At 70.0% G+C, this 25,418-nt stretch carries 32 protein-coding genes; 6 read left to right on the top strand and 26 right to left on the bottom strand.

Annotated elements, in window-relative coordinates; translation table 11 throughout:
- Position 1: 1 nt before the first annotated feature.
- On the top strand, positions 2-1,750 hold the full coding sequence (locus tag SLV14N_RS17920) for a relaxase/mobilization nuclease domain-containing protein (protein ID WP_263270134.1): 1,749 nt from the start codon (positions 2-4) through the stop codon (positions 1,748-1,750).
- A gap of 75 nt (positions 1,751-1,825) precedes the next feature.
- Complete coding sequence (locus tag SLV14N_RS17915; RefSeq protein ID WP_263270132.1) at positions 1,826-2,227, top strand: hypothetical protein; 402 nt, start codon at positions 1,826-1,828, stop codon at positions 2,225-2,227.
- A 167-nt stretch (positions 2,228-2,394) separates the two neighbouring features.
- Here SLV14N_RS17915 and SLV14N_RS17910 read toward each other — a convergent pair whose 3' ends face one another.
- From SLV14N_RS17910 to SLV14N_RS17895, 4 genes are all read right to left on the bottom strand, one after another.
- Entirely contained in the window at positions 2,395-2,658 is a 264-nt protein-coding gene (locus tag SLV14N_RS17910; protein ID WP_263270130.1) for a hypothetical protein, read from the bottom strand.
- A gap of 152 nt (positions 2,659-2,810) precedes the next feature.
- Positions 2,811-3,035, bottom strand: a complete 225-nt coding sequence (locus SLV14N_RS17905; protein ID WP_263270129.1) for a hypothetical protein — start codon at positions 3,033-3,035, stop codon at positions 2,811-2,813.
- 62 nt (positions 3,036-3,097) lie between these two features.
- Complete coding sequence (locus SLV14N_RS17900; protein WP_263270127.1) at positions 3,098-3,391, bottom strand: hypothetical protein; 294 nt, start codon at positions 3,389-3,391, stop codon at positions 3,098-3,100.
- A 15-nt stretch (positions 3,392-3,406) separates the two neighbouring features.
- On the bottom strand, positions 3,407-3,781 hold the full coding sequence (locus SLV14N_RS17895) for a DUF317 domain-containing protein (protein WP_263270125.1): 375 nt from the start codon (positions 3,779-3,781) through the stop codon (positions 3,407-3,409).
- Positions 3,782-3,988: 207 nt separating this feature from the next.
- On the opposite strand from SLV14N_RS17895, the gene SLV14N_RS17890 reads away from it, so the two are divergent.
- Positions 3,989-4,177: a hypothetical protein gene (locus SLV14N_RS17890; RefSeq protein ID WP_263270123.1), complete on the top strand. Its 189-nt coding sequence runs from the start codon at positions 3,989-3,991 to the stop codon at positions 4,175-4,177.
- Here SLV14N_RS17890 and SLV14N_RS17885 read toward each other — a convergent pair.
- From SLV14N_RS17885 to SLV14N_RS17795, 19 genes are all read right to left on the bottom strand, one after another.
- A complete protein-coding gene (locus SLV14N_RS17885; RefSeq protein ID WP_263270122.1) occupies positions 4,174-4,680 on the bottom strand; it encodes a hypothetical protein in 507 nt (168 codons plus the stop codon). The genes SLV14N_RS17890 and SLV14N_RS17885 overlap by 4 nt on opposite strands.
- Positions 4,681-4,803: 123 nt before the next feature.
- Positions 4,804-5,649 (bottom strand): DUF317 domain-containing protein, encoded by an 846-nt coding sequence (locus tag SLV14N_RS17880; protein ID WP_263270121.1) that lies wholly within the window; start codon positions 5,647-5,649, stop codon positions 4,804-4,806.
- 31 nt (positions 5,650-5,680) lie between these two features.
- The gene (locus SLV14N_RS17875) at positions 5,681-6,541 is read right to left on the bottom strand and encodes a DUF317 domain-containing protein (RefSeq protein ID WP_263270119.1); all 861 of its coding nucleotides are present in this window, start codon (positions 6,539-6,541) and stop codon (positions 5,681-5,683) included.
- A 103-nt stretch (positions 6,542-6,644) separates the two neighbouring features.
- The gene (locus SLV14N_RS17870) at positions 6,645-7,430 is read right to left on the bottom strand and encodes a hypothetical protein (RefSeq protein ID WP_263270117.1); all 786 of its coding nucleotides are present in this window, start codon (positions 7,428-7,430) and stop codon (positions 6,645-6,647) included.
- Between the two features lie 81 nt (positions 7,431-7,511).
- The gene (locus SLV14N_RS17865; protein ID WP_263270115.1) at positions 7,512-7,988 is read right to left on the bottom strand and encodes a type II toxin-antitoxin system RelE/ParE family toxin; all 477 of its coding nucleotides are present in this window, start codon (positions 7,986-7,988) and stop codon (positions 7,512-7,514) included.
- On the bottom strand, positions 7,985-8,119 hold the full coding sequence (locus SLV14N_RS17860; protein WP_263270114.1) for a hypothetical protein: 135 nt from the start codon (positions 8,117-8,119) through the stop codon (positions 7,985-7,987). Before SLV14N_RS17860 ends, SLV14N_RS17865 begins: the two co-directional genes overlap by 4 nt.
- Before the next feature lies 1 nt (position 8,120).
- Positions 8,121-8,732, bottom strand: a complete 612-nt coding sequence (locus SLV14N_RS17855; protein WP_263270113.1) for a DUF4913 domain-containing protein — start codon at positions 8,730-8,732, stop codon at positions 8,121-8,123.
- Between the two features lie 90 nt (positions 8,733-8,822).
- Positions 8,823-9,719 (bottom strand): DNA cytosine methyltransferase, encoded by an 897-nt coding sequence (locus SLV14N_RS17850; RefSeq protein WP_263273205.1) that lies wholly within the window; start codon positions 9,717-9,719, stop codon positions 8,823-8,825.
- A gap of 16 nt (positions 9,720-9,735) precedes the next feature.
- Entirely contained in the window at positions 9,736-9,978 is a 243-nt protein-coding gene (locus SLV14N_RS17845) for a DNA cytosine methyltransferase (RefSeq protein WP_263270111.1), read from the bottom strand.
- Between the two features lie 37 nt (positions 9,979-10,015).
- Positions 10,016-10,618 (bottom strand): hypothetical protein, encoded by a 603-nt coding sequence (locus tag SLV14N_RS17840; protein WP_263270110.1) that lies wholly within the window; start codon positions 10,616-10,618, stop codon positions 10,016-10,018.
- Positions 10,615-11,802 (bottom strand): DnaB-like helicase N-terminal domain-containing protein, encoded by a 1,188-nt coding sequence (locus SLV14N_RS17835; protein ID WP_263270109.1) that lies wholly within the window; start codon positions 11,800-11,802, stop codon positions 10,615-10,617. The genes SLV14N_RS17840 and SLV14N_RS17835 overlap by 4 nt, the downstream gene beginning before the upstream one ends.
- Complete coding sequence (locus tag SLV14N_RS17830; protein ID WP_263270108.1) at positions 11,799-12,047, bottom strand: hypothetical protein; 249 nt, start codon at positions 12,045-12,047, stop codon at positions 11,799-11,801. The genes SLV14N_RS17835 and SLV14N_RS17830 overlap by 4 nt, the downstream gene beginning before the upstream one ends.
- A 105-nt stretch (positions 12,048-12,152) precedes the next feature.
- On the bottom strand, positions 12,153-13,946 hold the full coding sequence (locus SLV14N_RS17825; RefSeq protein WP_263270106.1) for a type IV secretory system conjugative DNA transfer family protein: 1,794 nt from the start codon (positions 13,944-13,946) through the stop codon (positions 12,153-12,155).
- A 102-nt stretch (positions 13,947-14,048) separates the two neighbouring features.
- Entirely contained in the window at positions 14,049-14,432 is a 384-nt protein-coding gene (locus SLV14N_RS17820; RefSeq protein WP_263270105.1) for a hypothetical protein, read from the bottom strand.
- A gap of 41 nt (positions 14,433-14,473) precedes the next feature.
- Positions 14,474-14,980 carry a hypothetical protein gene (locus tag SLV14N_RS17815; RefSeq protein ID WP_263270103.1) on the bottom strand — a complete coding sequence of 169 codons (507 nt, stop codon included), beginning with the start codon at positions 14,978-14,980 and terminating at the stop codon, positions 14,474-14,476.
- A gap of 32 nt (positions 14,981-15,012) precedes the next feature.
- A complete protein-coding gene (locus SLV14N_RS17810) occupies positions 15,013-15,510 on the bottom strand; it encodes a hypothetical protein (protein WP_263270101.1) in 498 nt (165 codons plus the stop codon).
- A gap of 32 nt (positions 15,511-15,542) precedes the next feature.
- Entirely contained in the window at positions 15,543-16,313 is a 771-nt protein-coding gene (locus SLV14N_RS17805; protein ID WP_263270099.1) for a DUF3827 domain-containing protein, read from the bottom strand.
- Positions 16,314-16,341: 28 nt separating this feature from the next.
- The gene (locus tag SLV14N_RS17800) at positions 16,342-17,055 is read right to left on the bottom strand and encodes a hypothetical protein (protein ID WP_263270097.1); all 714 of its coding nucleotides are present in this window, start codon (positions 17,053-17,055) and stop codon (positions 16,342-16,344) included.
- Positions 17,056-17,140: 85 nt separating this feature from the next.
- Positions 17,141-18,241, bottom strand: a complete 1,101-nt coding sequence (locus tag SLV14N_RS17795; protein WP_263270095.1) for a hypothetical protein — start codon at positions 18,239-18,241, stop codon at positions 17,141-17,143.
- A 455-nt stretch (positions 18,242-18,696) separates the two neighbouring features.
- Here SLV14N_RS17795 and SLV14N_RS17790 point away from each other — a divergent pair, with 455 nt between their 5' ends.
- The 3 genes from SLV14N_RS17790 to SLV14N_RS17780 are packed head-to-tail and all read left to right on the top strand — an operon-like array spanning position 18,697 to position 21,816.
- Positions 18,697-19,773 (top strand): tyrosine-type recombinase/integrase, encoded by a 1,077-nt coding sequence (locus SLV14N_RS17790; RefSeq protein WP_263270093.1) that lies wholly within the window; start codon positions 18,697-18,699, stop codon positions 19,771-19,773.
- Positions 19,774-19,777: 4 nt separating this feature from the next.
- Positions 19,778-20,101 carry a helix-turn-helix transcriptional regulator gene (locus SLV14N_RS17785; RefSeq protein WP_263270091.1) on the top strand — a complete coding sequence of 108 codons (324 nt, stop codon included), beginning with the start codon at positions 19,778-19,780 and terminating at the stop codon, positions 20,099-20,101.
- Positions 20,098-21,816 carry a hypothetical protein gene (locus SLV14N_RS17780; protein ID WP_265873733.1) on the top strand — a complete coding sequence of 573 codons (1,719 nt, stop codon included), beginning with the start codon at positions 20,098-20,100 and terminating at the stop codon, positions 21,814-21,816. The genes SLV14N_RS17785 and SLV14N_RS17780 overlap by 4 nt, the downstream gene beginning before the upstream one ends.
- 29 nt (positions 21,817-21,845) lie before the next feature.
- Here the strand turns inward: SLV14N_RS17780 and SLV14N_RS17775 are convergent, their stop codons facing one another.
- From SLV14N_RS17775 to SLV14N_RS17765, 3 genes are read right to left on the bottom strand one after another with little or no spacing between them, the layout of a single operon-like run.
- Entirely contained in the window at positions 21,846-23,420 is a 1,575-nt protein-coding gene (locus SLV14N_RS17775) for an ATP-binding protein (RefSeq protein ID WP_263270089.1), read from the bottom strand.
- A gap of 19 nt (positions 23,421-23,439) precedes the next feature.
- Positions 23,440-23,895: a DUF6238 family protein gene (locus tag SLV14N_RS17770; RefSeq protein ID WP_263270087.1), complete on the bottom strand. Its 456-nt coding sequence runs from the start codon at positions 23,893-23,895 to the stop codon at positions 23,440-23,442.
- 42 nt (positions 23,896-23,937) lie between these two features.
- A complete protein-coding gene (locus SLV14N_RS17765; protein ID WP_263270085.1) occupies positions 23,938-25,407 on the bottom strand; it encodes a PrgI family protein in 1,470 nt (489 codons plus the stop codon).
- Between the last annotated feature and the right edge of the window lie 11 nt (positions 25,408-25,418).

The raw sequence follows: 25,418 nt of genomic DNA, 5'->3' as shown, positions 1-25,418 counted from the left end.
GGTGGTGCCCGACATCTCCACCGGAAGCCGCACGTACGGATTGCTGAACTACCTCTACGGCCCCGGTCGCAGGGAGGAACACACTGACCCGCACCTGGTCGCTGCCTGGATGCCGGGCCTCGCCCCCGATCCGGGACGTGATCCGGCTGCCACCCTCAAGCAGCTCACCGACCGGCTCGATCTGCCCGTCCTCGCCCTTCCGAAGCACCGCCGCCCGGCCCGGCACGTGTGGCACTGCCCTGTACGCACGGCCCCCGGCGACCGCCACCTCACCGATGCCGAATGGGCCGAGGTCGCCCGTCGGATCGTGCACGCCACCGGCATCGCCGAGGAGGGCGACGACAAGGCATGCCGGTGGATCGCCGTACGCCACGCCGACGACCACATCCACATCGTCGCCACCCTCAAGCGCGAGGACGGGCGCAGCCCGCGCCGCCACGAGGACGGCATCCGCGCCCAGGCCGAATGCCGCAAGATCGAAGCCGAATTCGGCCTGCAGATCCTCAACGACGGAGACCGCACCGCCGCCCAACGCCCCGCCAGCGCCGAACGCTCGAAAGCCGAGCGCGCCGGACGAGTCGAGACGCCCCGCGAGACCCTGCGCGAGCGCGTCCGCCAGGCGCTGGCCGGGGCCACGACCGAGGAGGAGTTCTTCCGCCGCCTCGCCGAGGCTGGCCTCCGCGTCGAAAAACGCCTCGCCCCGTCCGGCGACACCCTCGGATACAAGGTCGCCCTCCCCGGCGACCGCAACCGCGATGGCGAACCCATCTGGTTCTCCGGCTCAAAGCTTGCCCCGGACCTTTCCCTCCCCAAGATTCGCCAGCGCCTTGATTCCGGGCTGCCCGACGACGACGCATCCGCCATCGACCGCCCCGGTGAACGAGTGCCACGTCCGGCTCGTGTTCGGCGTGAGGCAGCTCCCGCCGTCGAGCGGGCCACTTCGGTACTGAGCGGCGACGACGACGCAGACTCCGCCGCACAACTGGTCGGCCTCGGCGAACTCCTTGACGGCCTCGCCCAGACCTCCCCGGCCTCAACCCGCAAGGAACTCACCGAGGCAGCCCGCGCCTTCGAACGCGCAACCCGCTCCCACACACGGGCCGAAGGCGCCGACAACCGCGCCCTCCGCTCCGCCGCCCGCGGCATCATCCGGGCCGGCAACGCCCTCGGCAAGGGCGAGGACGGCGGGGCCACCGCGATGCTCCTGTCCACGATGGTCCTCGTCACCATCGCCGCCGCCCGCTGGCACTCCGCCCGCGGCCACGCCCAGCAGGCCGCCGCAGCCCAACAAGCCGCCCAGCACCTGCGTGCCGCCTACCGGACCGCTGCCACCACCCCCATGAACGCTATGCGCGAGCACGGCCGCCGCCTCCCCGAACCCATACGACAGCGGTACGCCGGCACCCTCGAAGCCACCCTGCCCGAACAGGCCGACCGCCTGCTCCGCGAACCAAGCTGGGACGCGCTCGCCGCCACCCTTGACCAGGCCGAGCGAGCCGGACACGACCCCGACGTCCTGCTCCAGCAGGCCATCGCATGGCGCGAACTGGACACTGCCGACAACGTCACCGATGTACTCGTCTGGCGACTGCGACGGCTGGGCAAACTCCCCGCCACGGTGAACCCGCCCCGAACACGTACCAACTCGCGACCACCCCAGCGGCAACCGCAGCCCCCGAAGCCGCAGGCGCCCGAGTCTGCCGCCCGGCCCAACCTCAACGACCCCCGCCAACGTGGCGCGAGGCGCTGACCAGCACGACAAACAGATGGACACCGGCCGCCGACCCTGTTACGGCTGGTCAAGAGAGACAAGGAGACGATGCGGATGCTCAGCGAAGACCTGCAGACCCCGAGAACCGCTCAGCCGGCGACGACCGGCGACGACCCGCTCCTGCGGCTCCAGCAGGAGACGCAGCCCGCAGGCGACAACATCGGTCTGCGCGCCACCACGCACCCAGAGGAAATCCGCATCACCGGCATCGCCGTCATGTGCCCGCAGTGCGGCGCCCGGCGCGACTGGATGGTCATCTGCGACCGCAACCAGATCAGCATCCGCTGCCGCTGTGCGCACCAGTGGGTCGAGCGCGAACTGACCCGCGCGGACTACCTGGCGATGATCGGCGAAGGCATCGGCCAGGACTACCCGACCCTGGAGGCCGCAGCCCAGGCCGCGGGATACGACGGCACCTTGGCCGGTACCTATTTCGCTGAGCCCGGTGCGGAGTGAAGGCTCATCATCAACGCCTGAAGACTAGGCTGCGACGCGCGCACCAGCTGGGTGCGCCCTTCGTCCGGACGCCGGAGCCGCTGCCCACAGCAACTCGGAACGGAGAACTCATACGCCGAGAGGGCTGCCCTGCTGGGGCAGCCCTCTGTGGTCGGAGTGGATGGCCGTCAGGAAGAGGCCAGGTGGTTGGCGAGGCGCAGGGCGTCGGTGGCGACGGTCAGTGCGGCGTGAAGGCCGGTGACCTCGTAGAGCGTGGGGTGAACGATGGTGGTCCAGTCGCCGTGGAGGCTGGGCCAGGTGGCGAGTACGACGGTGGTCGCGGCTAGCCCGAGGCGGGTGGTGACGTCCGTGCCGCCGCCGCGGCCGGACTTCCAGCTGAGCAGGATGGCGCCGGGCCGGAGCGGTTCGGGTTCCGGGGCGGTGTCCCACACGGCGAGGATCGGTGCGCCGCGTTGTGGGGGGACAGAGCGCAGGAGAGCACCGCGTGCCGACGCAGGCATGGGGTGACGGGCCAGATTACTGAGGGACAGGTACGGGTCCGAGCCGATGGCCTCCGACGAGAGGGGCGCAGGGGCGCGGTGGGTCACATGTCCGCCCAGCCCAGCTCGGTGCGTACCTCGGGAGGCAGCACGCCCTCCTGGCCGTTCTCAGCGAGGTACACGGCACCGTTCTGGCCGGGGACTTCGACGATGCAGCCGACGTAGTGGGTGTGGGGCCAGTCGGGGTTGATGGCGAGGTAGGCGGGAAGGTCGGGGTCGACGGTCTGGAGCTGGTGGATCAGTTGGCGGACGGTGATCTGGTGCGACAAGACGGCCTCCTGGACGAAGAGCGAGCGGGGAGGGGGAGTGAGCGAGGCGTGCAGGGGTTTGGTCAGTCCTCTGCGTCGAATTGCAGGAGCTCGCGGAGTACGGCAGGACCCTTCGGCGGCGGCGTGGAGTTCGCCGGGCGCTGGTCGGAGCGGTGGCGTCTGCCCAGCTCGGCGGCGTAGGACTTGGTGGACGAGGGGCTGCTGGTCCACACGTTGCAGCTGCACGTCGCGACGAAGCGCTCCCGTCCGGTACATCCCTCGGTGAGGGGCGTACCGCCGGTGGTGTGCCGATGGCCGGAGGGGCAGATCGTGCCGTCGGCGTGATACGCGGTCACGGTGATCGAGTGGCGAGGCATGAGGCTTTCTCCTGGTCAGATGCAGGCGCAGTAGCGGCTGGGGGAGGAGACGAGGGCGGCGAGGAATCCGGCGACGGCCTGTGCCGGGGTGTCCGGCCCGAAGCTCTGGTGCCAGGCGGCTGTACCGCCCGTCCCCTTGACGTTTATGTGCCACAGCTCGCCGCGCGCCGCTGCCGGGCTCTCGGGAAGGAACCCCACGTACACGCGTTGGTCGGGGCTGGAGCAGTGGACGTTGCTGTCCAGGTCGGAGACGACGTCCCACCCCTGATCCTTGAGGAGGTCGGTCACGGGCCCTGCGCAGTGGCAGCCGAGCAGCCACTCACGCGCACCGAGGGCGGCGAACGGAAGCGCGGCGGGAGCTTGGAACGGGGTGGTTGCGGTGAGCGTCACGAGCAGCAATCCCTTCGTTGACCTGCGGTTTTCGCGGCGTCCGTACGTTGACATGGTCTGGGGCGGGGTCTCCAGTCCTGTCCGGCGGTGTGCGTCTGCCGTGGGCGAACTGGGAGGGGCACCGGCTGCTGATGTCCGTGCAAGGGGGAATGAATCGGTCGCCCCAGGGGCTGTTCCGGGAGCGACCGATCACTGTGGGAGGTTGGGTTGGAGAGCCAGGAGATCCGTACGTACGACGAGGCGGTCGACGATGTGCAGGCCGCGTCGCTGGGCCGTGCACGCATGGCCGACGGCAGACGGATCGAGCTGACCGTGGACGAGCTGGCGCAGCTCGTCGGCGCCGAAGCCACGGGCGAGCATGGCACGGGCCGGCATGGTGCGGCCGATGCCGTCTAACGACGGGGCGATCGCACCTCGTTGCGTGTTCCGACACTCGTCGTGTGGCCGGCGTTCTGAGTGTCGGTGGGCGGTGCTGGTACCGACGTGGATGAACGTGCGCGTGCCGCCTCGGCGCGCACGGCCGCAGTGCGGTCCAGGGACCGGGTGAGTCCCTGGGCAAGGTGCCCTTCGGGGTAGGCGTCGATGATGGAACGGATGGCATGAAGGCGTGCCTGGTTCGCCGCGTGGGCTTGCCGCAGCTCGGCCGATGAGGAGCTGAGTTGCTGGAGATCGTGGTGGAGCGGGAGATGACCCCGGCGGGTGAGGCTGTGTATCCGTTCCCGATGCACGGCGACGTCGCTGTCGTCGATGACGAGCGCCGTGCGGATCCGTAGCACTGCGACGAGTGCTGGGTCGTGAGTGCTGCCTTCGCGCAGGTAGTCGTACAGCTCGTCAACGGAGTGTCCCCAGGCGGCGCTGATCAGAGCATCGGCGCTGGTGAGGTCGGATGTGTCAGGCACGGATGGCTCCCGAATTCTGTGGTGACGGATGGCTGATCAGTGAGATCGGCGGCTGTCCTCGCCGGACGGGGTGTGGAGGCGCGCGGGGAAGCTGCGGTCGGCGTAGCCGGGCGGCGGCGGAGGTCATCGGCGGCGGGAGGCATGTGTCGGCAGTGCGACGCCCGGCCCGCTGGCGGCCATCGTCGGGGCTCGGACGAGGGAGCGACGGCCGACGGAGCGGGCACGGGCTGCCGTTGCGCGACGGACGTCGAGCGGAGTCGGTACTGGTGGGGGCACCGGCGTCAAACGGGCCGTGGCGAGGTTGCGCTTGGGGATCTCGGCCTCATACCGGGGCACCGGGGTGGGGTCGGCGAGGGCGGTGGCGGTGGCGGCGATCAGGTGCGAGGGGGTGTGGGTGGAGAACGTGGCATGCCAGCTGGAGCGGTAGCCGTCGCGTCCGCCACTGGCACTCCAGCGGTACTGGTAGCCGGACAGCTCGGCCTGATGATCCAGCGCGCCTCGGACATGGGTCATTTCCGCCAGGCCGTCGGGTGCGACGGAGACGCTGAGGTGCGGCCCTTTGTCGGTGCGCCAGCCGGCATCGACGAGCGGCTCGAAGCCTCGATCCCTGCCGGTGCCGCCGTAGACGTACGTGTCATGGCCCTGCGCGTAGTCGTAGGCGAGGGCCGTGGTGAAGGCAGTGACGAGTTCCGTTGGCGTGCAGTTGTCAAAGGTGGCCAGCCAGCGGGGTGGGCCGAACGGGTCGGAATGCACCGCGATCTTCCACAGGACGTTGTCTTCACCTTCGGGGAGGTAGCCGAGCCGGATGCGCTGTTCGGGCGAGCTGACGAAGACGTTCGCCAGTTCATCGTGATGGAGGTGAAACCCCTGGGCGAGGAGCGGCTGGAGGGCGGGGTCACCAGTGACGGTAGAGCCGGCGAGGTAGACCGGGGAAACGTAGAAGTCCCCGTCAGGAGCGTGCGTGGGCATGAGATCGGATCTCCGAGGCAGGGTGCGGGCGTCAGCGCTGACGGCGTGAGCTGGCGATGACAGGCGTGACGGGGGCGACTGCGGCAGCCGGAGGCTGGACGGGGTGCATCACGTTGGTGCGCGAACTGCGTGCCAGCGCAGCCGTAGTGCGCGGATTCGCCTGGTCGAGGCGCAGGGGCTGGGTCTCGACCAGGGAGCGGTGGCGGTCGGGAATGAGGAAATCAGCGCGGACGACGGGCCTCGGGTCGGTCAGGGCGAGGGCCGTGGCGGTGATGAGGTGCTCGGGGGTGCCCCGGCTGAAGTACGCCTGCCAGCTCGGCGCGGAGAGGGGGTCGGGGCCGGCGGACATGCGCCAGGTCGACTTCTCCGGGTCGAGTAGCTCGTCGTATTCGTGGAGCCAGCCGCCGCGCATCCGATAGGCGGCGTGACCGTCGGGCGAAACCATCCGGAACGGCCGCGTATCGCGGACGGCCTCCCACTGGTGACTGGAGAGCACGGTGGCGGGCGTGTGCCCGGTGTGGTGCTCGCCGCCACTGAGGTAGTCGGCGAAATTGTTGGGCAGCCCGGCGACGAGCGTGTCCGTGAACGCCGCCACGATCTCTCGGGGGGTGTCGCGGTCGAAGGTGGTGATCCAGTCCGGTACGCCGAGCGGGTCCTCGGCATACGAGATCGTCCAGCCGCCGTAGTGGCTGTCCATGACATTGGCCATGCGTACGCGCTGGCACGGGCTGGTGTAGTACGTGTCCTCGCCGAAGGCCACGACCTTGGTCCAGCCTGCCGCGGAATCAAGGGTGTTGAAGACAGCTTCGCCGGGGCCGGTTCCGGCGAGGTAGACGGGGGCTATCAGGACATCGCTGTCCGGGCCGAAGGCGCGAGAGCCGGTGGTGGGCATAAGGAACAACTCCGAAGGGGTGGTGCACGGGCGCCCGCGCGGCTCGTACCGGAACGTGCGCGGGCGCCGGTGTGGCGGCGGGGTCTGACGGAGGGCATGCGGATCACCTGGTCCGTGAGGGGTGGGAGAGCGCCGTGACGTGGGCCGGGACACGTGGCTGGGCGGCTGGAGCGTGGGAAAACAACCCCGGGAAGCCCGAGGGGGTTCGCCGTACGGCTGCGTCGGCCCTCGCCGTGCTGGCCGATGCCAGTGCCGTGGGCTTGTGCTGCACAGTGACGGAAGGGGTCAGCGACTCGAAGGCGGCCAGCTCCGCGTAAATGGGACCGAGCGCCTGGGCGGCCGGAGTCAGGGTGTACGCGGCACGGGAGGAGGGGCCGGTGCGGGTCAGGAGCTGATCCTCTTGGAGCTGCTGGAGGCGGTAATAGAAGGAGCCCGTGGCGAGTCCCGATGCTTTGCGCAGTTCGCCGTTCGGAAGGGGGCCGTGCTCCGAGAGAGCATGGAGGACGTCGATGGCCCCCTCGCCGCGCAGCCGGCGCAGGGCGTCCTCCGTCCGTTCTGCCTCGGCGACCGCCGAACTGCTTCCACCGGAGTGTGTGCGGTGCCAGGAGGCGAGCGCGCCATGGGCGTTGTGCGCAGTGCGGCCGAGCGCGGAGACCTCGTAGACCCCGTATTCCGGCCAGTCCAGCAGGCCATTCGTGTGCATCCGCCGCATGATTTGCTGCGTGTTCTGAGTGCTGAGCCACGGCAGCGCCGCGGCTATCTTCGCGAAGCGCATCTGGCCGTGCTGCGCGATGGTCTGCAGTGTCCAGGTAGTCCAGCGGGGAGCGAGGCGGTCGATCGCCTCGCTGACGAGCTTGGCGTCGTGCGCCGATATGCGGTGGTCGGGCATGTCCAGTTCTCCGGAAGTCGTCGGGGGCGTCAGCGGGAGTGCACAGAGCGTCCGGCAGGCGCGGGTGCGGTGAGCTGGGGATCAGGAACGGGGTCGCCGGGCCCGTGGCTGCGTGGCGGAATCCGCAGGCGCAGGCGTCTGCGGATGGGCGTTGACCCGGCTGCTGCTGTGCGGGGAGCGGGCCCTGGCGGCCTGGGCCCGACGCCCGAGGGGCTGCGCGGCGGCCGATGCCTCCCGCTCGCGCTCCAGCCGGCGCGCTGCGGTCCGGTAGGCAGCCTGGTCCTGACGCTCGCCGACGGCCAGGAGGTAGATCTCCCTCTTGTGCTGAGAGGAGGCCGGGGCGTCCCGGTACTGGATGACCAGCCGCCACCGGGTCTCCGGGTCGACGTAGACCTTGTGGCAGCCAGCGAGTTCGCGGTGCAGGGCGGCTCCGCGTTCGTTGCCATGGACCAGATGCTGCAACTCCAGCAGCGCCAGGTCGCGGATATCCTCCGGGACGGACCGCAGGTCGGCGAGGGCCTCGGGATGAGCCGCGAAGGCATACCGGGCCCGACTCACGGCGCGCTCCAACGCAGGAGCACGTCGTCCGAGAGCGTCACCGAGTAGAAAGCGTCCACCGTCTGTTCGGTGGCGGCTTCGAAGCCGTCGAGCTGGGAGTCCGGGTGCGGTGTTTCGTAAGTGTTGGCCATGTCAGACTCCGGCCGGTTCGGGCGAGGCCAGCAGACGGTGGTTGGGGCGGACCGGGCTGGTGGTGCACGCACCGAAGGGGCCGTCCGGCGTGCGGAGTTGGAGCAGGACCGGGTCGAGGTGGTCGCGCTGCCACACCGAGGGGCCGGTGGGGCCGGCCTCGATATCGGTGAGCTGCTGCCACGCCAGCCACAGGGCATGCAGCCGGGCGACGGCTTCGGGGTGCTCGTGCCACTGCTGGCACCACGGGCGGCCGGTGGTGATCTCCCGCCCGTAGACCGGCAGCAGAAGGTGGTGCACCCAGATCGTCAGCGCGGCGAGTTCCTCGGCGTACGCCTTGCCGTCAAGCGCGAGGATGAAGATGGAGGACGGCGCCTCCGCCCCGGTAGCAGCCGGATCGCTGCCCGCCGGGGCGGAGGCTGGCGTGGCGCCTTCCGCGCGACCGGCCTCGTCCTGTTCGCCGTCCTCCCGGGGTGGCTGTTCGTCGGTCAGCCGAGCGAGCGTCTCGCCCTGCTTGCGGCTCTCCGCGACGAGCCGTGTCACGGTGGAGACGAGGTCGTCCAGGTCGTGGTCCGGTATGCGTACCGGCTTGCTCTCGTGAGCGGGTTCAGACATCGATACCCCTTGGCGTGAACGTGTGGGGTGTCGAGGTTCCAGAGAAATCACGGTTTTGCCAGGCCGGAGATTTGGTGTAGAAGGCGCAGCTCAGAGCGATGTGTGGTGGCGGCAGGGCGGCCGGGGCGGGGCAAGGATCTGCAGGGCGCGGGCGGCCTGTTGCGGTACAACACCATTGCCCAGAGCGGCAAGTTGGGCGGGGCGTCCTAGTCCTGGGGTGGCGGTGACCCAGCCGGGGTCAAGGCCCTGCATCCATTCCACGAACAGTGGGCTCAGGCGGCCCGCGTCATCGGTCGGCCGTGGCGCAGGGCGGGTGATCCTCTCCCATCGGGTGATGGCGGCGGCGTACGGCCACCAGATCCCGGCCTGGGTTTCGTGCCCGTCGGCTCCGCGAACAGCGGCAGCGGCTCCGTCAGCGGCGCTCGGCTCACGGGGCGTTTCCGCGCCCGCCCCGTGTGCATGCGCTCCACACCGGATGGGCGTGAGAGCGGGGCTGCTGCTGACGACAGGGGCACGTCCCCCTTGTCGGGGCGTTGGTTCGGTGAGCTCTTGATCCGATCGGAGGCTACGGGGGGCAGGAGCCACTCGACCTCGTCCGCCAGGTTCGGGCCGTGGCCCCCCTCCTTGCGTTTCGCCGGGTGCTGGCTGCCGCCGTTGGTCGCCAGGTTGCTCGTCGGCGTCTTGAGCAGCGGCGGCCCGCCAGGATGGCCAGGCGGCGAGGAAGACCCGTGCTCGGTGGTGTGGGGCGCCGACGTCGGAGGCGCGAAGCACGCACCAGCGTGCATCGAACCCGAGGTCGGCCAGGGATCCAAGTACGGCACCGAGTGCTCGCACAGCAGGCTGGCCTGCGGCGTCTCCCAGACACCACGGGCAGGGTTCCACGTCGCCAGGGGAACCGGCAGGGGAGGACAAAAGTCCTCGGACATTCTCGATCACCACCAGGCACGGGTTGAGGGCATCGATGGCACGGACGACGTGATGCCACAGGCCGGACCGGGTGCCGTCAGCCAGCCCGGCGCGGCGCCCGGCGACCGAGACGTCTTTGACAAGGGAAACCCGCCGTAAGGACGCACACCCCAGGAACGCCGGACCAGTTCACGGTCGAGATATCGCCGAGGTTGGGCACGGTCGGCCAGTGACGGGACAGGATCCGGGACGCCCCCGGATCGATCTCGGCGTGCCAGGCGAGGGTGCCGCCGAGGGCGGCCTGGACGCCCAGGTCCAGGCCGCCGTAGCCGGAGCACATGCTCCCGATCAAGGGTGAGGCCGGCGGCACCGTCAGGTCAGCGCGCATGGCGGGGCGCGGGGGTGTAGGCCAGCCGCGTCGTACTTGGCGTGGGTGTTTGTGGCGGGAGGCGGTAGATCGAGTTCGTCGGGCGGGCTGAGCGGCTCAGCGCGGCCAGGGTGCGTGGTGGGGTGCCGTCCAACCGGTCTGCTGAGCGCCTCAGTCCGCGGGCGGCGTCTGTGAGGTCGTTGCGTACGGTCCCCGTCCGTTCCTGGGCGATCAGGAAGGCGGCGTGGCGGGCGTCCCGTAGTTCCTTGGTTTCGGGGGCGTCGGCGTAGCGGTGTAGGAAGCCGAGTTGGATGTATGCCTCGGTGTAGTTCTCCGTCGCTTGTCCTGCCAGTGATGCTGCCGATGTGTAGGCGTAGATGACTGGCTTGAGGTCGAGTCCGGGTTCATTCTCCGTGACGCGGAAGACGACCTCGTCCGACAGGTCCTTGATCAACCCCGTCAGGGTGGCGAGGTGCTTGGACGCGGTCGCGAGGTCGGGAAGCTCGCGCGGTGTCCCGGGAACACTGATTTCGGTGCGGAGCTTGTCGAACTCGTGGGCAACGGCGTACAGCTCGTCCTTTTCCAGGCCGACGCGGCCAGTGTGATCGGTCATGACGGACTCCGGCGGTGGGGACGGTCGAGGACAGCGGGTCGCGAGGCCGCGGTGGGCGCCGTGGCAGGGGCGGCGTCCACGAAGTGAGGGCGGCTGCGCGATCGGGCCGCCTCGATACGGGCAGCCGGAGGGCCGGCACCCGGTTGGCCTTCGGTGAGGCGGGGTTCGGGTTCGGTGCCGGTGGCGATGCGCCAGCGGCGGCGGACGTCCTCCAGCGGTCCCAGGGCGTGGAGGGCGTAGCCGATCAGCCGCCCCGGTGCCAGCGACTCGTCGTCGGCCAGCGCACGCACCTGCCGGGCCGATGCTGCTGCCGTCCGCACGAGGGAGGCTTTGACGACCTGCTCGCCGACGTATTCGGCCGACCCTGCGAACGCCGAGGGGTCGCAGATACGCAGCACGCGTTCGGTATCGAGGGTCTGGTCGGCCAGGGCGCCTCGGCGTTGGATCTCCCACAGCACGGTCAGCTGGTCGATGGGCTCGCCGCGATGGTGGAGCGCTCCCAGGGACCGGTAGATCTGCTGATGGCCGGCATCGGCGAAATCGCTGGGGTGGAGCCAGCCCACGACCTCGTCTAGCTTCTGGGGACGCGCGCTGAGGCATCCGAGGAGGAACTCCTCATCGGCCAGGAGTTGTTCATCCACCGGCTGTGGATGAACAGGAGGGGGCGGGGCCGACGCCGGGGGTGCTACGGGGCGGGGCTCGCCTCCCCAGCGGCGTGCGAGATCGGACAGTACGTCGGTCAGGACTTGGGCGTGGTGCACCGTTTCCTCAACGCCGCCGCGGATGGCGTCGGCGCGGGCTGCCTGGTGCAGTCGTGTGGCGTGCTGGGTGACACTTCGGTGGATGGCGCCCTCCAGCACCATCCGTCCGTAGACCACCGCATGCTCCGGCCGCGGACAGGCCGACACCAGCGAGTGCGCGTAAGAGGCGGTCAGGCCCCGGGTGTGCTGGCTCGCCTCGGCGACCGTGTCGGCCATCCACGACATCGGTACGGGTCCCGCGCCCTGCGCCTTCGCAGCGGGGTGGTCGTCGGCCCGGAGTTTGAGCATCGCGGCGTAGAGAGCTGTGTGCACGGGACGGGAGAAGTGTTCCGGTCGCAGCCAGGGCGAGAGATGGGCAAGCTGGCCTGGGGCGAGGAAGACCGCCCCCAGGACCGCCTGCTCGGCTTGGACGAGCGGAGTCATCGCCGCGCCTTACGCACGGGATTGCGTGCTGCCTTGTCCTCGACGTGCAGCTCGGCGACGGCACGGTTGGCGGCGGCCATGTCGTCAGCGAAGCGGTCCAGTTCAGCCGCGAAGGCTTGGTCCGAGGTGAGCATGGTTCCGGCTGGGGAGACGAGCCACCAGTGGCCGCCGCGCCGTACGGCGGGGGTGTCGGCAAGCCGCTCGGACCGGTGAACGGAAGTCCAGGACGGTGCGGATGGGGGCATGGAGCACCTCAAGAGACGGGGAACAGGAAGCGGATCGGTGACGCAATACGGGGCGGGGAGGGCGCCCCGTCGGTCTCGTCCGGGCGCCGGATTGCCGGGGGCTGGTCATGCCGCCGGTCCGAAGTCGTCCTGGTGCAGGGGCTTGGCGAGGGCGCGGTCGGTGATGGCCGTGGTGGCCTTGGCGGAGGCCGCGCTCAGCTGGTCGGCGTCGGGCTCCTTGTACCAGGGCTTGAGGTCAAGGAGCGTGGGCCGGATGCCGGTGGCCAGCAGGTAAGCCGTGCCCTTGGGCAGTGCGCGGATCGCGTCAGGCGGCAGGACGCGTTCCTGGCGCATGGAGACCGAGGTGGACTTGCCGGACTCACCGGTGGAGACGGAGACCGTGCGCACGTCGTGGTCGCCAGCCAGGCGCGAGAGCTTGTCGGCGAAGTCCGCGTCGTCGATGCCGGAGCCGATCAGCTTGATCGTTGAGGCGGAGAACAGGGCGTCCATACCTGCCTGGCCCCAGACCCGGACGCCCTGCTGGTACGACTGCAGGATCGTCATCGGGATGACCCCGCGGGACCCGAGGTGCGAGTACAGATCGGGCAGATCGGAGATCTTGCAGACGTTGGCGGCCTCGTCGAGGATCGCCAGCAGCGGGGCGTCGAGGCGTCCGCCGTCGCGTTCGGCCTGGATGACAGCGGCGCGCATCACGGCGTCGGCGGCTGCGGCGATGATCGCCGAGGCGGACCCGCCACCATCCTTCGACAGCAGGAACAAAGTGTCCTTGCTGGTCGCGAACTCCTCCGGCTTGAACTCCCGAACTTTCTCAAGGTCATTGGGCGGGGTGACCCAGGCGGCGATGGTGGGGTCGAGGAGGCAGCTGGCGTACTGGCGGGCGGTCTCGAAGATGCCGTCGCGGGTTTCGACGGCGCCGGCCACCGTGCCCTGGAGTTGGGCGGCGACGGCGTCCAGGCCGGCGTCCTGGAGGAGGTCGATGGGGGTGCGGTCGGCGGGGGAGGCGAGCCAGGCCAGCACGTCGGTGATCGGACGGCCGTCGCGGGCCGCGGCCAGGAACAGCGCGGTGAGGGTGTTGGCGGCGGCGGTGGACCAGAAGTCTCCCGCGCTCGATTCGTCCACGGAGGCAGTGACGAAGTGCCCGGCGAGACGGCGGGCCCCGGCAAGGTCCCGGGCGTCGGCGAGGATGTCCCACCACATGGTCCGGGGAGCGTGCGCGATCTGCTGCGGATCCAGCGTCCAGACCGTCCCCACCTTGGCGCGGGCGTCGAGGGTGGCGGTGTAGGCATCGCGCGCCGCCTTGTTGGAGGTCAGCAGGACGGGGCCGGGAGCGTGCAAGATCGCGGGGATCGCCAGGCACGACGTCTTGCCGGAGCGGGGCGCCATGATCGCGAGGATCACGTCCTCCCACGAGGAGCGGACCTCGGCCTTACCCGGCTTGAGGGTGCCCAGCAGCACGCCGCGGTCTTCGGGAGCGACGTCCTTGGGCTTGCTGCCCTTGAGACTGGGGCGCAATTCGATGGCCTTGGCCGCTACTTGCTTGGGCAGCAGCGGAGCCAGTTCCCGGCCGGTGGCAAGGCCCGAGGGGTTGTGGCGGAGGCGCAGCCACACCTTCGCGGCGAGGACGGCGGCGGCCAGGAGGACGAGGCCGGGCAGGACGTAGCAGCCGGTGATGGAGGCGGGCTGGGCGAGATGGGGCCAGACCTGCTCGGGGTGAAGGAGGGCTGTGGTCGGTTGGTAGGCGGCCCACGGGTCGGTTCCGGCAACGGTGTTGGCGAGATTGCCGAACAGCCAGGCCAGCGAGCCTCCCCCCATGCCGAGCGCGGCGAGGGCGATCAGGAGATAGAGGAGAAGGTCGGTGCCGGTGGTGGTCGAGGGTGTGGTGGTGCGTGGCGTAGACAAGGCGAGTTCCAGGGGTGCGCGGCGCGAAGGGAGGGGAGTACGGGGCGGCGCGTTCTTCTGGTGATCACTGCGGGGCTCCTGGGGGTTGTGTGGGAGGGGGTGCTACGGCTGGCGGGGCGTGGCGGTCTGTGTGCAGGCGGCAGGGTCGGCTGTGCCGGTGCGGTCGGAGCGGTTCTTGCGGATTTCGGCCCATGCGGCGTCGAGGGCGGACTCGCAGCGGAGGTCAGAGGCGATGTCCGCGTAGTGGCCCGCGTGGAAGAGATGGACTGCGGCTCGTGTGGAGCGGGCCTTCTTCTCGGCCTCGCTGAGGTCCCGGGGGAGACGGAGGCGGAAGGGTATCGGCGACTTCTCGAAGCCGCACGTCAGGAGGATCTGGCGGGCACATATCTGGCGGCACTCGGCGACCACCTCGGCGCTGTTCGGCTCGCGGTAGATCTCGACGTCTCGGCCGTACACCTCGTGGAGGAAGGACACAAAGCGGGACATGGATCGGCTGATGCAGGACATGAAACGGCCTTTCTGGAAGGTCAGTGAGTGAGCTGAGCGGTCAGGTTGCGGGCGTGGTGGTCGCATGAGGAGCGTGCGTTCCAGGTGTCCTGGTGGATCCGGGCCCAGCGCCCGTCCTGGCGGATCACGTTGGCGACGATGTCGAGCGAGCGGTGGTCATGGCGCAACGCGGCCCACCGGCAGGCGAATCGGTCGCCGTCGGGAGCGATCCCCGTGGCGTCGACGACGTCCTCCACGAGGCGCAGCCACTGCTCGTCGGAGAGGGGGACACCGGTGGTGTTGACCACGGAACAGTGCCAGGCGGGCCGGGTGGGGCGTCGTCCCGTGCGCTGCTCGCGGGCGCCGAGAGGCTCATCGAGCAGCTGGGCGAGGTGTGCGAGGGAGAGTGCGTTGGCGGCTTCCAGGTCCGGCGACCAGGCGGCCAGGAGGTAAGGCTCGAAGCCGTCTTCGCGAGACTCGTGGAGCCGGGTGAGGAGCATGGCGGTGTCGGCGGAGCGGCGTATGTGGCAGTCGAAGGACGGATGCACGGCAGAGCCTTTCGAGACGGGGGAAGGGGCTTTTAGAAGTGGGGGTTTTCGTTCGGCCGTTCGCCGTCGGTGGCGGCTTGTAGCAGTTCAGGCAGGTCGGCGGGGTCGGCGTCGCGCTGGTCGATCCACCAGCCGGCGCGGGTCACCGGCCGCACCGCGTCCTCGATGGCCTCCCACTCGGATGCGCTGGTCGTCCCTTCGAGGACGAGGGCGGTGTAGGCGGCGGAGACGAGCTGGTGGCGGCAGCGGGTGCCCCAGACGAGGGCGCGGTCGGTGCCCTCCAGCGGCGGCATGCGGTACTGCTCGGACCACTCATCGGCCTCGGCCTGCTCGGCGGCCCGCTTCTTCGCCAGCCACTCGGCCTTCGACTCGGTATCCTCGCCCCGCGCGGCCCGCCAGCAGTCGGTGCAGTCACGTGCCGAGAGCCAGCGGGCGTATCCGGCACGCCGGTCGGCCGGACGGTCGGAGAGGTTGGCCTCGGCGGTGTGCCCGCAGGCGTGATCGACGGTCCACAGCGTCTTGACGGCCATGGGATGGACTCCTTCTGTGATCGGGATGATGGTCAGCGCGTACGGCGGGCGCTGGTCGGCGCGGCCGTGGAGCGGGCCGCTTCTTCCGGGGCCGCAGGGAGGCCGGCGGGGCGGTTCGGTGAAGGCGCCACGGCTGCGCGGGAGCGGGCGGTGCGTGACACAGAGGGGATCTCGTGCCGCGCTGGGAGTGGCACGTCGGCCAGAGGCGGGGCATCCTGCGGCGTCACTTCCGGCATGACCGACAGGTCGAGCTGTGCGTCGGCCAACCGGTCGCCGAGGAAGGCGACATGGTGCGCGATCGTGCGCAGGTGCTGGCCCAGTTCGCGGCCGCCCGGGGTGTCGAGTCGTTCACACCAGGCGGCGGCGGTGTCGATGAACTCCTCCAGATCGCCGACGGCACCGTGGTGCTCATCGAGAATCTGCTCCAGGACCTCCGCGACGTCGGCCGAGCGACGCAGCTCGTGCAGCTCGCCGGTCAGCGCGGTCAACGACTGACCAGGCTGCGTTTTACGTGCGTCCACGCCGCCTGGTGTGGGGACGGGCGGCGGCAGCATGATGCGGGGATCGGCGGCGACGGTATGGCCGGCGCCCTGGAATTCGCGGGTGGCAGCGGCCATTGTCCGGACCGCGGTGTTGTGCCCGGTGCCCTCCGGCAGGAGGTAGACGTCCAGGTCCTGGCTGTAGCGGAAGTGGTGCTTGCGCAGGACCTCGTCCAGGTACGGCCGGTCATCCGCGACGGCGGCGGCCACACCGAGATCGGGGTGGACTCCGAAGGCGACGTCGGGCTCGTAGGGCAGATTCATCGGTGGAGACTCCTTCGAGGCAGCGGTGTCAGCGGGCGCGGACCGGCTGCTGGGTGGTGGAAGCTGGGCGGTATGCGGCGGCTACGGCCGGTTGCTGCGGCAGCGCGGCGCCTGCGCGGGCCGGGGAGACGGCGGTGGCGGCCTGAGCGCGCTGCATCATCGACAGCCTCGGATCCGGACGCTCGTTGCCGGGCATCGCGTAGAAGACGTCAAACGCGCGGCCTGTGTGCTCCAGCCGGGACTCGACGTACCGCAGATCGCCCTCGCCGTGGAGCAGCAGTCCCTCGCGGGTGCGTATGTCGGTGCCGACCGCCCACAGCGTTCCGTGGGGATCGCGTGCCTGGTCGTGCACGACGATCCGGGCGGCCCGGATGTCGGCGTCGAGAGCGCGGGCGGAAGCGAAGGACGCCTCCCCGATGCCGGCACCCATCACGGCGGAACGATTCTCCGGCCGATCGAGGAGGCTGCGGTTGGTGGTGAGCGGGGTGTGGGGATGGAGGTCGTATGCCGCGGCGGACGTGACGTTGTACTGCGCGGCCCGCAGGGACTGGACTGCCTGCTGTCCACGGCGGGTCGGGTCTCGGTCCGGCTCGGTGAGGGCGTAGAGGTTGCTGCCGGGCAGCCGCTCGAAGCCGACCCGGCGCAGCATGTGGTCGGCGACGTGGTTGTCGTGCGAAGCAGCTGCCACGACGCCGAAGCGGTCGTGGTGGCTGACGGTGATGTGCGGACGTGTTTCCGCCACGAGAAGTGCACCTCGCAGAGGTTGGGGCCGTGCGGACGACGAGGATGCGGCCCAAAGACGGGTTTGGTGATGCCGGAAAAATGCGCTAGCGCAAGCGAGGCCGACGGTCGTGCCCTCGCCGGTCGACCGGGCGTGAGGCGGACTCCTGCACCGGCGCGGCGCTCTCCCGCGCGGCGAGTGGCGACCGGGCGCTGGCGGCCTTGGCCTGTGCCGACCGCTTCAGCCCCTCCGAGCCGCGCTGTAGTGCCTGCTCGGCCCGTGACATCTCGACGAGCGCGCCAGCGTTCTCCATCCAGGTCAGGGAGCAGTCCCAGCCCTCGGCATTGCGCTCGACGACTGCCCTGTCGAAGACCTCCTTGGCACGCGGGTGGCCGGGCACCAGAGCATCGGCGACGACCTGGAAGTCCGCCTGGACGCGGGCGCCGCCGTCCAGGGCATCGCGCAGAACACGCAGCCGGTACGGCCAGCGTCCGGCCGCACGATCGGGGGGATCCAGGAGCGGGAGGGCCGCCTCGGCGTGGGACAGAAGGGCCGGACCGTGGTCGAGAAAGGGGGCGAACTGGGCCCACATCTCGGCGTCCCGCTGCTGCTGGCGCAGGCCGTAGCGGTCATCGAGCGGCCAGTGATCGGCGTCGCACAAGCTGTCGGAGACGGCATCCCACTCGGCCAGGGCGCGCTCTCCGGCGGCCACGGATTCGGCGAGGTGCTCGATCCGTGCCTGATGCACGGCCTGTTCGTACTGGGGGAGCAGCCGGTCCGCCACGGCGGAGGCTGCCCGTGCCGGGTCGGCGCTGACGACAATGCCGTCGGGCGCTTTGACAGCGTCTGTGACGTTGATCCCTTGTGGGGCGAGGGCGGCGACGAGGAACTCGTGCCTGCGCAGCGGACGGTCGACGACGACCAGCTCCGCACCGCAGTCGCTGGTGAGCACGGCGTCCCGTTGCAGCACGAACTCGGACAGGGCCCAGCGGGCATGCCCGAACCCCCACAGCCGCTCGCGGAGCGGGAACTGATCACTGTTTTCCGCATGCTCGCGGGCGGTTGCGGTCCACGAGCCCGGCAGGCGGGCCGAGAGTGCTGCGGCGAACAGCGCAAGATCCGCACGTTCCTGCGGCCGGTGGGACGAGCGGGTCTTCTCACGCTGGGCAGCCCGTGCGGCGGAGTTGGGGCGCGTCACTTCAGGCATGACGGGTCCCAGTGCGATCACCAGCGGGTACCTGGCGTGCCGCACTCATGCGGCGAGTCTCATCCAGGACGCCGAAGGGGCCTGTGGCCAAAGGGATGTGGCTATGGGAGGCGTTGGCCTTCGCGGCGTCGATGTACAGCTGGACGAGCCGACGTGCGGCACGGCGGATGGTGATCTGCAGAGGCATGGGAACCGATTCCATCGATGCTTGGGAGGGGAGGGCGGAGGGAGCCGAAGTGCGGCTTCGGCTCCCTCCGAGGCATGAGCCCGGCCAGCGGATGCGCTCATGTCCGTAGGCCGCCGAGTTCGTTCAGGGCCGGGGCGGTTGGAGTGGGCTGCAGGCCAGGTGGCATGGGATGCCCAGACAGAGTGAGGAAGTTTGACGGTTCGTCGGAAATCCTGAAGCTCTGCCGGTAATCTCGACTCAGTCGTTGTCTCGATGAACTGAGCGGCCCATGGCACTGGCAGTCATCCGGAACATCTCCTCGGCTCGTGCGCTGCCGACGCAGCGCGACATCGAGGACTTCGAGCAAGAGATCGTTGATCAGTTCGCCCTGGCCATGGCCGCGGCCAACCTGACCGACAGCCACATCGGCAATGCACGGGCAGCCATCTTCGAGTTCGCGCGGACTCTGAACGGCCCGCTGTGGACAGCGTCGTGCGACGACGCCGACCGCTTCCTGACCGGTCTGCGGCTTGAGGGCCGCGCCCACAGCACGCGGGCGGGCAAGGCCGGCATGCTGGCCTACTTCTACGACTTCGTGGTCAGCCGGTACCAGGGCGACATCCACGCCTTGACCGGCTCCGTCGTCCAGCAGCCGATCGACGAGTACAACCGCCCCAGCAGCCCGGTCTTCGCGAACGTGCGGATCCCGCCCTCCGACGCGGAAGTCGACCAGCTCTTCGGGCAGTGGCGAACGTCGGTCTCCGAGGCCCGCAAGTACCTGCCGGCCGCCCGCAACTACTTCGCAGCCTCGCTGTGGCGCCGCCTGGGACTGCGGATCAACGAGGCACGCATGCTCGACATCCGCGACTGGCGCCCTGACCTGGGCACGTTCGGCAAGCTCCACGTCCGTCACGGCAAGGGCAGCCGTGGCCGAGGGCCCAAGCCGCGGCTCGTCCCGGCGATCAACGGTGCTGACCGTCTGATCACCTGGTGGCTCACCGACGTACGCCACCAGTTCGGACCCGACTGGTCCCACCCCGACGCCCCGCTGCTGCCCAGCGAACGGCACGACGAGCTCACCGGACATTGCACGCGGATCAATCACAGCTCCCTGCGTGCCGGCCTGGCGGGCGCCACCGAACTGTGGCTGCCGGCCTGGGCGGGAAGGCTCACACCTCATGTCCTGCGGCACTACTGCGCCTCCTCGCTCTACGGGGACGGGATGGATCTGAAGGCCCTGCAAGAACTCCTCGGACACGAGTGGCTGTCCACGACCACCCGCTACATCCATGTGCACAGCGATCACGTCGAGCGCGCCTGGGTGAGTGCGAACGAGCGGCTCGAAGCGCGCTTGGGAGAGGTGTGAACCCGTGCAGTGGAACCTGCGGCTGAAGGCCGCCGAGCGCGGCATCTGGAAGTCGACCGAGATGCGGCGTCTGCTGGCCGAGGCCGGGTTGGAGATCAGCGCGGGCAAGATGTCGGCGCTGTGGACAGGGACACCGACCTCGATCCGCCTGGACGACCTGGACGTGATCTGCGCGGTCCTGGACTGCGAGCCGACCGCGCTGCTGATCTGCGAACCGGAGAAGGTCGCCGCCCGCCGGCCGCCCGAGCAGGAGACGGCCACAGCCTCCGATTCGGGTCCGGTCGTCGCCCCGCGGTTCGGCCGTCCACGCTCGCAGCCGCCGCTATGAGCACCCCACCGCCCCCGAAGTGCGCTGCATGCCGGGTCAACCGTGTCGCCTGGACCAAGCCGCGGATGGACTTCTGCTACAGCTGTCTGCCCGGCGGCCCGTTCGTCCCGCCGCCGTGCCGGGCCTGTGGCGGGGCGGACTACTTCAGCCAGGGTCTGTGCACCCGATGCCACCCCGGAGCCCCGCTTCACGTCGGCTCCTGCCGGGGCTGCCTGGCCTGGGGCGTCTACCGGTCCAACAGCTGGCAGTGCTGGAGCTGCCGTTGGTGGTTCACCCACTATCCCGTCGACACATGCGAGTTCTGCGGACGCGAGAGCCGGATCAACGGCCAGGGCGCCTGCCGACTGTGCTGGGAGAACGCCCGCCTTCATCAGCAGCCCGGCCGGGCCCCCAACCTTCAGACCGCCAACCAGTACGGACAGCAGCTCTTCTTCGCCAACCTCCAGTACGACAAGACCGGAGCCGCCCGGCGCCGTGCCGCCCGTGCCCGGGAACTGCACCAGAAGCGGGCACCAGCAGTTCCCGAGACCATCACCGGCACGCGCCAGCTGCTGCTGTTCCGTATGCCACCTGGCCACGGGGCCATCAAGGACCGTGCGCTGACGGGCGATTCGCGGCTGCTGCGTTACTGCGAGCCCGTCCTGCGCGAGCACGCCGAGCGACACGCGTGGACGCGGCGCCAGACCAACAGCGTCGTCCACACGCTCAAGCTGCTGGACGCCCTGCAGGACTGGCCGGGCGCGAAGATCTTGGTCAGCGACGTCACCGCCAGCATCCGGTACGGCGGCACCCAGACCTCGACGCTGGAGATCCTCGCCGCCGCCGGCCTCCTGGTCGACGATCGGACCACGGCCGTCGAGCGGTACTTCGCGAAGAAGACCACCGGTCTGCCGCAAGAGATGATCGGGCAACTGCAGCTGTGGTTCGACGTCATGCTCAAGGGCAGTGCCACCGTTCCGCGGCGACGTCCCCGCCACGAGCAGACGATCCATCTCCATATCCAGGGCATGGCCCCGATCTGGCGACGATGGGCGGAGCAGGGACATACCTCGCTCGCCGAGATCAGCCGGCAGGACTTCGTCGAGGCGTTGCCGGCCGAGGGGGCCAACCGAGTCTTCGCTGACCAGGGCCTGCGCTCGGTCTTCGCCGTCCTCAAGTCCCGCAAGAAGGTCTTCACCAACCCCACCAGAGGTGTCGCCATAGCCCGGAGCAACACCACCGTCCCCACGCCCCTGGACACGGCGAAGATCCGTGACGCGCTCAACTCGCCCGAGCCTGCCGTGGCCCTGGCCGTCGCGCTGGCCGCCTTCCACGGGCTGACCAGTCCGCAACTCGCTGCGATCCAGCTCACGGACATCAGCGACGGCAAACTCACCCTCGGTGAGAAGACCATCCCGCTCGCCGGGCCGGTCCTGACCCGCCTTGCTGCCTACCTCGACCACCGAGCACGGACCTGGCCCAGCACCCTCAATCCCCACCTGATCGTGAACCGCAAGACCGCCCCGCGGACCACGCCGACCAGCAGGCTCTATGCCTGGCGCAACCTTGGCGTGACGCCCCAGGCCCTCCGTGAAGACCGCATACTCCAGGAGATCTTCGCGACTGGCGGCGATGTCCGCCGCATTTGCGACTTCTTCGGCATCGGAATCGACGCAGCCATGCGCTACACCCTGGTCCTCACGCAGGCCGACCCCGAGGGCGACTCCGTGCAGTAGCCGACAGGAACTCAGGACCTCACCTAGACTCATCGCTGCACCTCCCGGACCCGAAGAGGCAGCAGAGGGGCTTCAGTTTTCGTGAACTCGGCGCCTTTGGCGGACATCCGGGCGTCTGTATCGAATAGCTCGCGTTCGCGCGGGTGGAGGAGATGCTGAGTAATGAACGACCGGCCCGCGACCTTCCACAGGCCACGCCCCTTGGTGAGGGCGGATACGGCCTGGGTCTCCACGCCGGTCAGTCCCAGCAGGGCTGCGGCGGAGGTGAGTTGGTCGGCTTCCTGGCGGTAGATGATCCGGGTCGAGCAGTCGGTGAGCAGACCCTCGGCCAGCGCCCGCCCCCGCGATCCGGCATCGCCCGCACTTAGCAGATCGCTCAAGCGGTGGATCACCATGAGGTTCGCGATGCCAAGACCACGCGAGAGCTTCCACTGGCTCTGCATGCGCTCCAGCAGCGCGACGTGCCGCATGACGCGCCACGCCTCGTCGTAGATCACCCAGCGCCGCCCGCCGGTGGGGTCGGCGAGCGCGGACTCCATCCATGCCGAGGCGCAGGTCATGGCCAGGACGAGTGCTGTGTCGTCGCCGGCACCGCCCAGGCGGGAGAGATCGATGGACAGCATCGGCGCGCTCGGGTCGAAGGCGACGGTGCTGGGGGCGTCGAACAGTCCCGCCAGATCGCCGTGGATGAGCCTGCGCAGCGCGTGGGCGAGGTCTTCGGCTGCGTGTCCGAGGCGGCCAGTCAGCTCGCCGAGCGCACAGTCGAGCCGCTCGGGAGAGCCGAGAACATGCGCGACGTCACCCAGCAGCGGGGTGGTGCCGCTCGCCTCGGCATGGGCGACGGCTTGGTCGAGCGCCACATCGAGAGCGGTGTGCTCCATCGGGTGCAGATCCCGTCGCAGGACGGTCTTCGCAAGCGATCCAAGAAGGAGAAGACGCCGCTTGCGGACCTCGTTGGCCCAGTCTTCCTCGCCGACGCCGTGCGGCCTGGCGGGCGCGTCCAGAGGGTTCAACCGCCCTGGCAGGCCGGGGCCGAGGGCGATGGTCTGGCCGCCCAGCTCCTGGGCGACGACGGTCCACTCGCCCTTGGGGTCGCAGGGGACGTAGATCCGGTAGCCGAAGGCCACGGCCCGCAGGGCGAGGGACTTGGCCAGGGCGGACTTGCCCATGCCGATGATCCCGGCGAGCAGGATGTTCGGATTCGTGAACCCATCGAGACGCCCGTACAGCGCGAACGGGTCGTAAGTAAATGCCGCCTCGGCGTGGACATCGCGGCCGATGTAGATCCCCTGCGCCCCGAGGCCGCCCTCGGCAAGGAAGGGATACGCGCCAGAGGCCGTCGCCGTGGTCATGCGATGGGCGGGGAGCTTGAGACGGCCACCTCGGGCCGAGTACGGGCCGGGCCGTCCGGCGGTCGGGTAGGTGGCCCGCAGTTCGGGGTCGATGCCCGGTTCGGAACGGCGGGCTTCGGGACGCGCGGCGTGGCGGGCCTGATCGCGGGCGGCGGCGAACTGGTTACGGGCCGCGCGGGCGGTGCGGCGGTCGGTCTTGCGGGGGACGAACAGCGGGCTGGCGCTGGCGCGGTCGCGGGTGTGGTTGGGCATGACGTGGTGCTCCAGCGGGTCAGTGGCGGGTCAGGCCGGTGAACGGGTCGCGCAGGTCGGCCGGGGTGTGGTCACGGCGGACGTGCGCGGCGGTGGCCAGGTGGCGCTGGCAGATGGTGAGTTCGGGCGCGCCTTCGGGTAGCCGGGCCCGGCATGCCTCCCGGCCGGGGAGGCGGCCGGTGCCGTGGTGAGCGGCTGCGTGGTAGGCGTCGTGGAGGTGCTCGGCGGCCTGCCACAGGCGGACCCGGCAGGCCCGCAGGTGGTCGCCCTCGGCCTCAGCTACCGGGGTGGTGCGGCCGGTGTGGGCGTCAAGTAGGCCGTACAGGGCGGTGAGGTGGGCGTGGAGGGCGTCCAGCTCGGTGCGGTGTGCGGGACCGGTCCCGGAGGGGAGGTTGATCGCCCGGTGAAAATCGAGCGCCGCGGTGGCGAACGGGACGAAGTCCTCCGCCAGGTCGGGCAAGGGGTCGGTCGGCATGACAGGGGCCCTTCGGTAGAGCGCGGTGGTGGAGCTGGTGCGCTACGGGCGGGCCAGCGGGAGGGCGGCGTTGCTGAAGGCTTCGGCCTGCTGCCAGGTCAACAGCCGCAGATCGAGGAGGGCGGAGACAGCAGCCGTCTCGATCGCCGCACAGGCGGAGTTGAGCTGTTCGTCGGTGTCGGCGCTGACGGTGAGCAGGCCGGTCAGGGCGACGTCGGCATGGCCGGCGATCAGCTGGCGCTCGCGGGCCTTGATGTCGGCGTACTCGACCGAATCCTCCTCGGAGTCGACCTGGCCCTTGCGCTGCCGCTCGGCGGCATCCGCGATCACCGTGGCCTTCTTGCGCTGCACGTCCTTGAGCGCGGCATCCAGACCCTTGGGCGCGTAGGTCAGCGACAGGGTGCGGCGCACCCCTGAGGTGAAGAGGAGCTGGTGAAGGAAGCCGGGGCTGGTTTCGATGCGGGGCCAGTTCTCGATCCAGTACGTGGCGTGGCGGGCCGAGTCGGTCTGAATCCGGTCGGCCTTCTCCACCAGGACGACCGGGCCGGCAGCCGCCGGATCGGCCTGCGGACGGCCGGCCTCCGACCACTGATCCAGGGCCGCGGACGCCTTCGGGTCGTAGGCGGTGCGGATCACGGCGGCGATCTCACTTGCCCCCAGCCAGCCGCTGGGCATGAGGCCGGAGTTCCGGGCGGCCTGGTCGAAGGTGGACGTGAGCTGGGAAAGGACCGCGAAGGCGCCGGTGAGTCCGCCGCCGGCCTGGTTGATCAGGCGTCGGGCGGCCTTGAGATCGAGGGCGAGGGCGACGTACGCCTCGTGCGGCGCTGCGGCCGGGCCGGCGGCGGCCAGCAGATCGCTGTAGATGGGGCCGGCCAGGTGGGTGTCGGCGTTGCCGTGCTCGGTCCAGTAGCGGTTGAGCGCGTCGCCGGAGTCGGGCACGGTCCGCTCCAGCACCTGGACGCGAGCGATGTGACCGGTACGGGAGAGAGCGGCCAGGGTGCGGCCCCAGCCTGCGACGTTGCTGCTCTGGGTTGCCGGATCGAGCAGGGCGAAGGCGCGGGAGGAGACCTTCACCACGGCGGTCAGGGTGCCTTGGTGCGGGTCGTGCACCGCACCGAACTGGCCGTCGGGGGAGGTGGCCACCCGCAGGGAGGCGGCTGTGCCGGGCAGGTGGAGCAGGCCCTCGCGCCGCGGGCGGCGGGACGGGCGGGAGAGCCAGATGAGCTGGCCCTTGAAACGCCGCAGCGCATAGCGCAGGGCGATGGGTGCCCAGTCGGCGAGGGAACGCCCGCGGTGCCGGATGAAGACCGCCGCCAGGATGACCACCCACAGCGGAATGAGCTTCAGCGCACCGGTGACGCCGGATTGCATTAGCACCGCGAGCAGGGCCAGGCCGGTGAGGGTGACGACGACGAGCTGGGCGACCGAGAGACCGAGCAGCACCCCTCGGCGTGAGCGATGGGGGAACTTCACGGTGGCAGGGCCGTCAGGCTGAGGAGCGTCGGGATGCATGGCAAAGCCGT

It is taken from the genome of Streptomyces sp. Je 1-4 4N24, from assembly GCF_026239515.1.
Taxonomy (GTDB): Bacteria; Actinomycetota; Actinomycetes; order Streptomycetales; family Streptomycetaceae; genus Streptomyces; species Streptomyces nigrescens.
This window is presented reverse-complemented; position numbering and strand designations above follow the sequence as displayed.